Here is a 12157-nt window from a genome sequence, read left to right as displayed (position 1 = left end):
ATCGCGTGTATTAAAATTTTGGAGAATTACTTAATTGACTTAATGAATATTCTGCGGAATGCACACACAAGCTCCAGATCAAAATCTCAGTCTAACTCTAGAGCGCGAATAGCTCTCACTATAGGCGATCCCGCAGGAATTGGTACGGAAATCATTCTAAAATCTCTTGCCGATTGCCATTTATTAGCACTAGATGCAACTTTTACAGTTTTTGGCGATCGCCACTATCTAAGGAAAGCCTATGATTTGTTGAGAAATCATGACAATTTACTAATCGCTGATCCAGATCGCCTAGAAATTGTCGATATCCGCACTAATGAGGAGATTTCTTTAGGAATAGGCAATCGTGCAAGTGGGGCAGCTAGTTTTGCTTACTTGGAGGCTGCTATCGCCCAAACTCTTGCAGGAGATTTTGATGCGATCGTTACCGCACCGATCGCGAAGTCAGCATGGAAACAAGCGGGACATGACTATGCTGGACAAACGGAGTTATTAGCCGAGCGTAGCCAAGTTGATGATTTTGGGATGTTATTTGTGGGTAAATCGCCCCATACGGACTGGGTGTTTCGGACTTTGCTGGCAACGGTACATATTCCCCTGAGTGAGGTCACGCAGCAACTTACGCCAGAGTTAATTGAGCAAAAATTAGAATTACTCCGCCGATCGCTGTTGCAAGATTTTGGGATTACAAATCCTCGTATTGCCATATCGGGGATCAATCCCCATAGTGGCGAACAGGGACAACTAGGACTTGAGGAGAGGGACTGGTTGCAGCCACTCATCGATCGCTATCGCCAGCAACACCCGAATGTGCAAGTTACCAACCCAATTCCACCCGATACGATGTGGATTAATCCTGCAAAAGCTTGGAGCGATCGCAATCGCATCTTGCTTGGGCATGACGCTTATCTCGCCATGTACCACGATCAGGGTTTAATTCCCGTTAAGCTCCTAGCCTTTGATCGGGCTGTGAATACCACAATTGGGTTGCCCTTTGTTCGCACATCACCCGATCACGGTACAGCCTTTGATATTGCTGGCAAAGGTATTGCCGATCCCGCTAGCACGATTGAGGCGATCAGCCTAGCCGTAGAACTCGCAAAAATCAGACAAGGGGCTTAAGCCCCTTGTCAAAAAAAAGAGGCGGCGCAGAGCGCCGCCTCTTTTTGGAGAGGATTATTCAGGAATAACTTGAATTTTGATCGTTGCCGTAACTTCAGCATGAAGCTTGATCGAAACATCAAAAGTGCCTGTTTGATTAATTTCAGGAATCGTAATGTCGCGGTGATCGATTTCTAGCATCGACTTCGCGGTAATCAACTGAGCAACTTCGCGATCGGTCACAGTACCGAAAATTGCATTACCTTCACCAACTTTTTTCTTAATAATAAAGCCACCAATAGTTGATAGTGCAGTCTTACGGCTTTCTGCTTCTTGGCGAATAGCAATCAAACGTTGACGCTCAACTTCTTTACGTCTTTCAACTTCTTTAACCACACCAGAGGTAGCACGGATAGCTAAACCCTGAGGTATGAGGAAATTTTGAGCATAACCGGGCGCTACAGATACCAAGTCACCTAGTTTGCCTAATTTTGTAACATTTTTGGTCAGCATGACCTGCAAATTACTCTTTGCCATGTGCTTTTGACTCTTACTCGTTTAAATAGATTTACATCTGAGGGATTGCGGCTACGGCGCAGTCTCACAGCTATGAGGAGAATTACTACTAACTATGGTCAAACAACGAAGTTAGAACTAATATAGATACATTAGAATTTACGGTTTTAACCAGACTTTCTAGTATAGCGAAAAAACTGGCTTTGTAGACTCTACAAAAAATTTACGATGCAGCGTTGGCAGTTATTCAAAATCTCTAGGCAAATTCTGCCGCTTTTGGTCTTATCTCTAGCGGTTGTAGTTCTGCCTAGTTGCACAATTAGTCAGCCTCCTAAACCTTTTAGTTCTGAGGCTTTACCGACCGAAGCGATCGCCGAAATTAGTGAAATTCGCAGCTACCCTGTGCGTGTTAAGTATGTTAACGCCACATCCGCAAGACCTGCGACTGTTGGTGTACCACTTAAGGTAAATGAAAGCGTTAGCACCGAAGACTCCTCTACTGCCCAAGTGACCTTACGCAGTGGTGCGATTATCAGAATTGGCGGGAAATCCAACCTAACCCTTAGACCGCAAAACCAAGTTGAATTCACATCTGGTCGCTTAGTGGCGTGGGCAGCTAGCGATCGCAAATCTCCAGCTCAAGTCCAAACCCCCTTTGGCGAAATCTCTAGTAACAATGGCACTGTATATCTAGAAATTCCTCCTAAGGCGGCGGAAGATCGGCGGGTGATTGCTCTTGATGGCAATGTCACGGTTTTACTCAAAAGCACATCAGAGATTATTAACCTTGGCAAAGGTGAAGAAATTAGGATCAAAGCCGATGGTAAAGCTTCGGCTCCAAAACGCATTGACAAAGAAAGTATTGACAAGCGGATTGCTAATAATGCTTTGATTTTTGGATTTAGTACCCAGTTAGCAAGTTTGCCGCAAATCACCTCAGAATTTGGGGTGACAGCGACGGTAAAAGAGGCAAGTACAATTGAGTTTCGCCGTGCTGACTTACCTAAACCTACTGAAAATCCAAATCGTAACAAAGTTACATATAATTCAAGTCCAGCAACAAATAGCGATCGCAATGATCGCCGCGAAGAACCGCCAGCCACTAAACGAGAAGAACCAACAGCCGCGAAGACCGAACCTGCTGCTCCACAAGTAATACCCAGCAATCCTGCTCCTGCCAACAATACAGAACCCGTGAGGACAGATCCTACACCTGTAACTACCAATCCTGTGGCAACGCCAATAGAACCACCACCAGCACAACCTGCTCCATTAGAGCCACCACCTCAGCCAGTCCAACCTGAAATACCTGCGCCTGCACCTGCACCCGTAGCTCCACAGCCAAAACCATAGAATTAACGGTCGCGCATTGCGAGGTCTTTAATTCTATTTTTGGTTATACCCAAAATAGTAATGGCGGCGCTTTGTGCCGCCATTACTATTTTGGGTTTTATAGAGGATGTCTAAAATTGATGTGGCGATCGCAATCTCTTGTGTTAACATCTGACGCTTAAAAGAGCATATATAGCGACTAATGATGGTGGTAAAGATGTTGGCAGCCAAAAAAATCTCCAGTGCGTTATCCAGTACATTAATTTCCGTAATAGTTAATGTAGTCAGCTTATGCACCGTCACCTATGGAGTCGTTAACAGCGCCAATGCAATTAATCCTAACAAACATAATTCAGCCATACCAGCTAATATTCTTCTTGCCCGTAATCCCAAATCAAATCTAGATAGTCGAGTTAGTTCAACCCTCATTGATTATCAGGGAAGACTATGGATCGGTACTTGGCAAGGTTTGATGCAAATCGATCAGAGAACTGGTGCGGCAGTTAACTCCATCTCTTTACCCAATTCCACGGTTACCGCCCTATTAGAAGATCGTCGTGGTTATTTTTGGGTTGGCACAACCTCAGGCTTATATCAGATTGAGCCTAGCTCTGGCAAAATTGAAAACATTGCTATTCAACTATCTTCCAGCCGAATCCTCAGTCTAGCGATGGATCGGGCTGGTTTTATTTGGGTCGGAACTGATCAAGGATTAACCCGCATCAGTCCTTACAATGCTGAAACCTATGCCAGAATGCCCAATCTTCCAGGGACAGCCGCCAATGTGATGCAGTTTGATAATGCTGGCAATCTTTGGGTAGGTACATTGAATGGACTGGTGAAAATCAACCCTGGAACAGCCAAAATCACCGCAAGGATCCCCTATGTATCGGGGCAAATTGTCCAAGCGATCGCTGTGGAGCCATCGGGCAAGATTTGGGCAGGTACTCCTCGCAATGTATTTGAAATTAATCCAAAAACTAATAAGGCGATCGCCCGCATTAATGCTGTAACTGGACGAGATATTGTGGCTCTGGCGAGTCATAAAAATGGTGAGTTGTGGATTGGCATGAGAGATGGGTTAGTTCTTGCCAATACCTACAATGGCGCGATTACATCATCGATCTATAACTTGCCCAGTAGTTCAGTTATTAATTTGCTTGTCCATAATCAACAAATATGGATTGGTACTGAGGATGGTTTAGGCAAGATTAACACTCAACTTAAAAAATCAGAAATACCAAGTGCAAATGCGACTGTAGTTTATACAACTCAAAAATAAGTAATACAAAAACACAAAATGGCGTAGCCATTTTGCGTTTTTAAAACCCTTACTGGGTTTGGGTTTTAATTCACAAAAGTGTTGCCACACTTTCGTGAATTGGTATAATACCAAAACACAAAATGGCTGCGCCATTTTGTGTTTCTAAAACCCTTACTGGGTTTGGCTTTCAAATCACAAAGTGTGGCAATACTTTTGTGATTTGGTATAATTAGGCATAACTAATTAAAAATCAAAACCCGTAAAGCTACGCCCTTGCGGGGCGTAACTTTGCGGGTTTTGATTTGTCCTGATAGTGGCTATAGTTATATGGCTGTCGTTGATTGTGTTAGGACAAAAGCAAAACCCAAGAAGAGAATGGCGGCGCTTTGCGCCGCCATTCTCTTCTTGGGTTTTATGTACTCATACACTTGGCGATAGCTATAAATTAAGAAACGGGTGGGAATTGTTGTCTTTCTTTTTTCTCCAATTGCTATATTTTGGGGCTATATTTTAAATTATGGAAATCTATATTTAGATTGGGGCAACCTAAACATAGATTTTCTCAAATGGTTTGCATAAAATTGTTCCAAGGGTTTATTTTTAGACAAAATAAAAAGCCTACAAATGATTTAGGGCTGAGCTATTTGTAAATGTTTAAATTTAAAGTAATTTTAGAAAGCAGGGCTTGGTGGGGCTTTTTAAAATTATTTCGGGTTGAGTTTTTGTGGAGAAATTAAACTAAAAGATGGATGTTTTATTAACAAAACTGCATGAAATCTTCACAGCTCAAATTTTAGATATTGGAGGCACTAAGTTTTCGATCGCCACGATCATTTCTCTGCTAGGGCTTATTGTCTTAACTTTTTTTGTATCAAGAATTATTAGCGAAATCATTAGGCGATCGTTATTGTCAAAACTTCGGATTAATCGTGGATTACAAGAAGCGATTACCGTATTCATTAAATATGTACTAATTACACTTAGCAGTGTCATTATTCTGCAAACGGCGGGGATAAATCTTAGTTCGCTAGCTGTGATTGCAGGTGTGGTTGGTATTGGGATTGGGTTTGGATTACAGAACATTGCTAGCAACTTTATTAGTGGGTTAGTTTTACTGTTTGAGCAAACTATCAAAGTTGGTGACTACATCGAAATTGGTGAACTCAAAGGCACTATTGAAAAAATTTCTATTCGCTCCACAATTATTCGTACTGAAGATGATTTATTTGTAATTGTGCCAAATCAGCGATTTATCGAAAACAATACAGTCAACTGGAGCTATGAGGGACATACTTGCCGTATTCATATCCCTGTTAGCGTGGCTTACGACACCGATCTATTAGTCTTAACTGAAGCTTTGTTGACTGCGGCTCGACATGAACCTCGTGTATTGTCGAGTCCACCTCCAGAAGTTTGGTTTCAGTCATTTGGGAAAGAATCACTTGAGTTTGAGTTATTGGTCTGGATTGATGATCCTGACGCTAACGAACCAATTCGGAGTTCGATTAATTTTCGGATTGCCTATGAGTTTAGATCTAGAGGCATTAGAATTCCTTTTCCGACCAGAGAGATAATCCTGCACAATCCTGAGGCAATGCAGCAGGTTATCACGCCGTCCAATCCAGAAAATCATCAACAGTTACCAACTATAAAACAGGCAAGTTCGACAATTCCTCCAGCTAGCAATGTAATAAATTCCAAAAGTCTGCGTGATTTACTAAGGAAAATATCTTATTTTGAAAGATGCACAGAGGTAGAACTATTTGCCTTAATAGCTAGGGGATATCGCAAACATTTTGATATCAGTGAAATTATTTGCCGCGAAAACGATCCGAGCGAAGAGTTTTACATTATTTTGTCGGGTGTGGTCGAAGTTTTTTCAGAGAAGAATAATCAGGCGATCGCCACATTAGGTGAAGGAGAATTTTTTGGCGAGATTTCACTGCTAACTGGTACACCTCGGACAGCAACAGTTCGGGCTTTGACTGTAGACACAGTTTTATTTGTGGTGGAGCAACAACAGTTACAAAAGTTGCTCAGTGAACATAAAGAATTGGGCGAACAGATTGCCTTAAAATTATCAGAACGACAGCAGGTGTTAATCAGTCTGGGATTACTCAACGAAGAAGAATTACAGCGATCACAATATGCGGCTTTGTCATGGGTACGCGATCGCTTAAATAATATTTTTGGGATTAGTCTAGGTAAAAGTCCATAAATTACATTCCTATAGCAATTGCAATTTTAATGGTTTGTGAGAATGGGGTACTTTGCGACCCATTCTCACAAACCATTAAAAAATTGATCCCCAAACATTAAGAAACTTGGAATATGTGCGCTATATCACTGCTAGCCATGAGACGATCCCCTACTCTGGGATCATGAACCAGTAAAGTTAGTGGCTACTCACAAGTGATCAAAATGTTTAATATACAAGCGCAAAAAATTAATTCCAGCAACCTAGAATCTCAATTTAATCAATCAATCTGCATTTATCGTAACGACACCGAATCTGTACAAATTATTCGTATAGCGCAACCTAATACTAATTTTTTTGAAAGAGTAGTATTTCCAAATCAAAGCATCCAATTTGCTGCACCAATAGATGCCTTACTAGAAATCTGTGAATGTGTTTTATCTGGTTTAATTCATGCTGATACGATTCCTTGTTCTCAAATTGCAGTCGTTGATATGGACATGAATATGGGACTAAATTTATCAAGCCTAAAAGGAGCAAATAAAGATTTGTTGGTGTCGATTGCAGCTTAAGTTTTTGGATTAGTTTTTGGATTATGTAGTAGCCGTTGCTTTTTGTTTTTCAACTTTATTATTTTTGTCCAAGGAAGAGATTGCATGACAATCTCTTCCTTTTTAATAAAATCCCAATAAATGAAGGCGGCGCTTTGTGCCGCCTTCATTTATGCAGATACTGATGCAGTGATTCATCGCGTCCCCAAAAAAACTACAATAAAAGCTAATTGAAATCGACGAAAATCAAAAAAATAAGACTGTGACATATAAAGTTGGACTTCTCGGATTAGGAACGGTTGGCACAGGTGTTGCCAAAATTTTCCAAGACCCTGCGGGTCGCCATCCCCTGCTACCTGATATCGAAATCGCGCGGGTAGGTGTGCGATCGCTAGACAAGCAGCGTGATGTGGCGATCGCTTCCAGCATTGTCACAGATGATTTAGCTGACATAGTAAGTGATCCCACGATCGATGTTGTAGTTGAGGTCATTGGCGGTATTGAGCCAGCCAAAAGTTTGATTTTAAAAGCGATCGCCAATGGCAAACATATTGTTACTGCTAATAAGGCTGTAATTGCCAGACATGGTAATGAAATTTTTACCGCCGCCAAACAAAAAGGTGTATACGTAATGCTAGAAGCCGCCGCTTGTGGTGGTATCCCTGTAATTCAAGCGCTCAAGCAAAGCCTAGGCGGTAATCGCATCAGTGAATTAACAGGAATCGTTAACGGCACAACTAATTACATTCTTAGCCGGATGTATTTTGAGGGTGCTGATTTTGGTGCAACTCTCGCCGAAGCTCAACAATTAGGCTATGCAGAAGCCGATCCCACAGCCGATGTTGATGGCTATGATGCTGCCGACAAAATGGCGATTTTAGCAAGTCTTGCCTTTGGCGATCGCGTCAAACTTGAAGACATTTACAGAGAAGGCATTCGCTCGATCACTAGTGCGGATATTGGCTATGCCAAAGAGTTAGGCTTTACGATTAAGCTCTTAGGAATTGCGCGGCGTACTGACAACAAAAATGACACTAATTTGGAGATTCGTGTCCACCCTACGCTGATCCCGATTCAACATCCCCTTGCGAATATTCATGGTGTCACTAATGCCGTTCGGATTGAAGGTGATCCCATCGGTGAAGTTGTGTTTTCAGGACCTGGTGCAGGTGCGGGCGCAACTGCTAGTGCTGTAGTTGCTGACATTATCAATGTTGTGGCTGCCTTGAAATCAATGCCGAATCAAGTAAATCAATTAATGGGCTGCTCCCATGAGCATTACGCCAAAATCGCCCCAATTGAAAACACAGTAAATCAGTTCTACGCGCGACTGCTAACCCATGATAAACCTGGAGTGATCGGCGATTTGGGTACTGCTTTTGGCAAACACTGCGTTAGCTTAAATGCAATTTTACAAAAAAATACAAGTCATGATGGGTTAGCTGAAATTGTAGTGATCACCCAAAAGGTTAGTGAGTTCAACTTTCAGCAAGCGATCGCCACTATCCGCAATTTAAAGACTTTGCATAGCATTCCGACAGTGCTGCGAGTTTTGTGAGACTAAGAGCTAGAAAATAGACGTTAACTCTGAGAAGGAAAATTTGACGTATCTATTGAACTTTTCTTCTCAGAGCTTGTGAAATCAGAATTTTTTTTAGAAAATCGTTTACTAATAAACCAGCGAAATGCCCTCAGAAAATCTAAGCTAGAGGAAAGTAAGCGTCTTTTTCCAAACTTACTATATCCTGAGTATCGGGGAAACCATGGTGTAGGAACCTCGGTAATGTGATAGCCCAAACCAGCTAAAACTGCTAACAAATAACGGTGAGTAATGACATCCATAGGAAGACCTGCAACTAATTCTCTCGGTACAAGCTTGATCCAATTCATGTCATGAATCTTTAAGCCAAAGAGAAGACGACAAGTTGTATTTGCCACATTAGAAGCTAGTTTTTTACCATCTCCGCGATTTTGTCTCCACCCTGCGACTGCATGGACTTCCTTAGTACAGGCTTCTAATAATATTGGGATGTCCAACTCAGGATTAGACTCCAAATCTGCTTGTCCCCAAAAGATCCAATCGCTAGTGGTATTGGCGATCGCCGTTTTCCATACACCTGTTACTCCCAGTCTTTGCGGGTGAGTGATGACCGTCAAAAAATCATATTTTTGCTGCAACTGAATCAAGATTTTTGGGCTTTCATCAGTACTGCCATCATCAATGAGGACTACAGGTAAAGTAAATCCCAGACGTAAAAATGCTTTCTCTATCAAGTGAAGAAGTCTTTCAAGGTTTCCTTCTTCATTTAGAGCAGGTATAACAATGGTTACAGAGCGACTTTCTAAGGGAAGTTGTTGAGGCAGATTAGCTGTAAGTGCAAAAGATCCTGACATAAAATTAGAAACCTATAAATGTTCTAGTTTTGAAAAGCGCAATTTATATTATTTATTAACTCTTTTCCATAAAATACTTCTAAAATAATATGGCTTTCTGCGTATTTTAGCTTAGACAAGTTTTTCTCAGGAGATTCAGACAAACTTTTAAATGAATTTACTCAAACTTAGTTTTGGCAAATAACTCCTTAAAATAATCTTTCCAGTGATTTTCTAATGTCTATAGATGATCTTCGTGACAAGCATATCCTTGTAATCTCCTCTGTTTACCCCACAACATCTGATGGTAATCATGGCGCATTTATTCGTGAAACCGTTTTGCAAATGCGATCGCTTGGGATCAACTTTAAAATTTTTGCCCCAGCTTATGAAGGGTCACAGACGCATAATTTAGATAATATTGAAATTTATCGGTTTCGCTACTTTTTTAAACGGTTTGAAAACCTAGTGCGCGATGGCGCACCAACAAAACTACAAAAGCAACCTTTATATATATTGGTAGCTCTTTCATATATCTTGCTTGGGGCATGGCAACTATTTTGGTTATGCAAGAAACAAAAACCTGACTTACTTCATGTCAACTGGCCATTTCCCCATGGGCTAATGGCTTATCCTACAAGCAAATTACTTGGTATTCCTATGCTTTTTAGCTTTCACGGAGCAGAGCTTCTATTAGCTAAAAAATTTAGCTTTGTCGGGGCAATTTTGCGATGGCAAATACCAATGGCTAGGAGCGTAACAGCTAATTCTTCATTTACAAAAGCACTAATTCAAAAGCTATACAGTGGGGCTGTGACAGTCATCCCCTATGGTCTAACGATTGAGCCGAAAAAAACTGTGCCAAGAAATCCTGAAGAAGACATGAAACTTTTATTTGTAGGTAGATTGGATGAACGTAAGGGACTACGTTACTTACTGGAGGCTTTACCATTAGTTCTTAGTAAATATCCAGTACGTTTACGCATTGTGGGTAAAGGAATTTTAGAAGATGAAATCAAGGCTCAATGCAAGGAACTAAAACTAGAGAAAGTAGTTGATTTCTTGGGTTTTGTTAGCAAAGAAGAACTAGCCAATGAGTATGCCTCTTGTGACATTTTTGTTTTGCCAGCTATTGTCGATAGTAAAGGAGATACTGAAGGGCTAGGGATTGTGATGATTGAGGCTCTAGCGCATGAAAAGCCTGTAATTGCTAGTGCCGTTGGCGGTATTGTCGATGTTATTCAGTCTGGTGTTACAGGGATTTTAGTAAAGGAGAAAGATCCTCAAGCACTCTTTCAAGCAATTGTTGATCTGATAGCCGATCCAGTTCGAGCCAAAGAACTAGGTCACCGAGGCTTAAAAGATATTCAAGTACGTTTTGGTTGGTCACATCTTGTTTTGTTATGGCAGGATGTATTTACAAAAGCTTTGACTCAAGCATAATTTTAGATAATTGCAAATAACTAGATTCTACTAATCTGTGTAATATGGCTGTACCCCGTCCATTGTCTCGTCTTGTATTGGTACTTTTAGTCGTTGTTCCCCTAGGAATAATTGGCGTTCTAGCAGTAACTATTTTATTGCCAACACTGCGAAATCCTGAATCTCGAAGCTATTCCTCTGATATTGGTTACCCAGCCCAACAAAGAAAAGCGGGCAAGCCGATTAAAGTAGAGACCGCCGTAGTCAGTCAGCAACCCATAGATGACTCAGTTTCTGCCCCTGGTGAATCAGTTGCTTTACAAGAAGTTGTGCTTCAGCCATTAGTGTCAGGCTCTGTTGCAAAAGTATATGTACAAGAGGGCGATCGCGTAACTAAAGGTCAGCCATTAATTGAGTTAAATAAAGAACTTTTTGAAAACGCAGTTGAGACTGCTCGTAATAATATTGCGATCTCTGAAGTTGGGTTGCAAAACATTGAGCAAACAACTAATGATCAACTATCTTCTTTAGAGGCAAATGTTGAAAGTCTTAGGAGTCGAGCTGCTATTTTTGATGCTAAACTCAATCAATCAGAAATTCTTGTTAAAGAAGGAGCGCTCTCAAGATTTCAGCTAGCAGATACCGAGGACTTATATCTAATCCGCAAGCGCGATCTCTATACTGCTGAAAGAGAGCTAGATCGTACTCGTAATGATCTTGCTCGTCAGGCTGAAAGTTTGGAATTTCAGCTAAAGAATAATCAAATAGCATTACAAAATGCTCTTACAAATTTAGAGCGTACCGTAATTTATGCTCCAAACAATGGTCTAGTTAGCCGACTAAATATTAGTGTTGGTGAGGTGGCGAACTTAAATACAAATTTGATGACCTTAAATCAAGATATTGTCTTTAAAGCCTATGTTGATCAGGCTCGCCTTGATGCAGTTAAAGTTGGGGATAAAGCTACAGTTAGATTTGTGGCTTACCCTGGCAAATCTTATATAGGGCAAGTAATTCGACTTAATCCAACAGTGGAAACTAATCCTACACCTGGCAACGCTGGGGTCAATCGACAATTTACTTATTCAGTTTGGATTAGAGTCCAAGATTTAGAAATGGCTCCTGGGTTACAGGGTTATGTGCAGTTTGATCAAGGTAGAACCAGTATGGTGATACCTGAAAGCGCCGTAATTCATCTGTCTGCTGGTGAAGGGATGGTCATGCTTGCCGAGTCAGGCAAAGCTGTTGTCAGAAAAGTTAAATTAGGTAGAACTTTTGATAGTCAGCGTGAAGTATTAGATGGATTAGCTCTAGGCGATCGCGTTGTGCTTTCCCCTAGACCTCTCAATCCTGGAGATAAACTAGAGACTTAACTTTAGTTTTGATTAATACAAGAATTTT

11 protein-coding genes are annotated in these 12157 nt (G+C 41.1%); 8 read left to right on the top strand and 3 right to left on the bottom strand.

Translation table 11 applies throughout. From position 1 onward, the window contains the following. The first annotated feature begins 42 nt into the window (after positions 1-42). Entirely contained in the window at positions 43-1122 is a 1080-nt protein-coding gene (gene pdxA / locus ABM313_RS24115) for a 4-hydroxythreonine-4-phosphate dehydrogenase PdxA (RefSeq protein WP_434688590.1), read from the top strand. Between the two features lie 54 nt (positions 1123-1176). Here the strand turns inward: pdxA and rplI are convergent, their stop codons facing one another. Continuing rightward, positions 1177-1638: a 50S ribosomal protein L9 gene (rplI, locus tag ABM313_RS24110; RefSeq protein WP_009628719.1), complete on the bottom strand. Its 462-nt coding sequence runs from the start codon at positions 1636-1638 to the stop codon at positions 1177-1179. Positions 1639-1845: 207 nt separating this feature from the next. Between rplI and ABM313_RS24105 the strand changes: the two genes are divergently transcribed. Beyond that, the gene (locus ABM313_RS24105) at positions 1846-2970 is read left to right on the top strand and encodes a FecR domain-containing protein (RefSeq protein ID WP_434685661.1); all 1125 of its coding nucleotides are present in this window, start codon (positions 1846-1848) and stop codon (positions 2968-2970) included. A gap of 33 nt (positions 2971-3003) precedes the next feature. On the opposite strand, the gene ABM313_RS24100 is transcribed toward ABM313_RS24105, so the two are convergent. Continuing rightward, entirely contained in the window at positions 3004-3180 is a 177-nt protein-coding gene (locus ABM313_RS24100; protein WP_434685660.1) for a hypothetical protein, read from the bottom strand. Here ABM313_RS24100 and ABM313_RS24095 point away from each other — a divergent pair. From ABM313_RS24095 to ABM313_RS24080, 4 genes are all read left to right on the top strand, one after another. Next, entirely contained in the window at positions 3167-4231 is a 1065-nt protein-coding gene (locus ABM313_RS24095; RefSeq protein ID WP_434685659.1) for a ligand-binding sensor domain-containing protein, read from the top strand. The two genes, ABM313_RS24100 and ABM313_RS24095, sit on opposite strands and share 14 nt — an antisense overlap. A 727-nt stretch (positions 4232-4958) precedes the next feature. Continuing rightward, a complete protein-coding gene (locus tag ABM313_RS24090) occupies positions 4959-6431 on the top strand; it encodes a mechanosensitive ion channel domain-containing protein (RefSeq protein WP_434685658.1) in 1473 nt (490 codons plus the stop codon). Between the two features lie 203 nt (positions 6432-6634). Then, positions 6635-6982, top strand: a complete 348-nt coding sequence (locus ABM313_RS24085) for a DUF1830 domain-containing protein (protein WP_434685657.1) — start codon at positions 6635-6637, stop codon at positions 6980-6982. 241 nt (positions 6983-7223) lie between these two features. Beyond that, positions 7224-8519 carry a homoserine dehydrogenase gene (locus ABM313_RS24080; protein ID WP_434685656.1) on the top strand — a complete coding sequence of 432 codons (1296 nt, stop codon included), beginning with the start codon at positions 7224-7226 and terminating at the stop codon, positions 8517-8519. Positions 8520-8542: 23 nt separating this feature from the next. On the opposite strand, the gene ABM313_RS24075 is transcribed toward ABM313_RS24080, so the two are convergent. Further along, a complete protein-coding gene (locus ABM313_RS24075) occupies positions 8543-9355 on the bottom strand; it encodes a glycosyltransferase family 2 protein (protein ID WP_434685655.1) in 813 nt (270 codons plus the stop codon). 216 nt (positions 9356-9571) lie between these two features. On the opposite strand from ABM313_RS24075, the gene ABM313_RS24070 reads away from it, so the two are divergent. Both ABM313_RS24070 and ABM313_RS24065 read left to right on the top strand, forming a co-directional pair. Beyond that, the gene (locus ABM313_RS24070) at positions 9572-10777 is read left to right on the top strand and encodes a glycosyltransferase family 4 protein (protein WP_434685654.1); all 1206 of its coding nucleotides are present in this window, start codon (positions 9572-9574) and stop codon (positions 10775-10777) included. 44 nt (positions 10778-10821) lie between these two features. Continuing rightward, a complete protein-coding gene (locus tag ABM313_RS24065; protein WP_434685653.1) occupies positions 10822-12129 on the top strand; it encodes an HlyD family secretion protein in 1308 nt (435 codons plus the stop codon). Positions 12130-12157: the final 28 nt, after the last annotated feature.

Source organism: Pseudanabaena minima str. Chao 2107 (assembly GCF_051131155.1).
Classification (GTDB): domain Bacteria; phylum Cyanobacteriota; class Cyanobacteriia; order Pseudanabaenales; family Pseudanabaenaceae; genus Pseudanabaena; species Pseudanabaena minima.
Note: the sequence above shows the minus strand (reverse complement) of the source record. Positions and strands in the feature narration are given on the sequence as shown.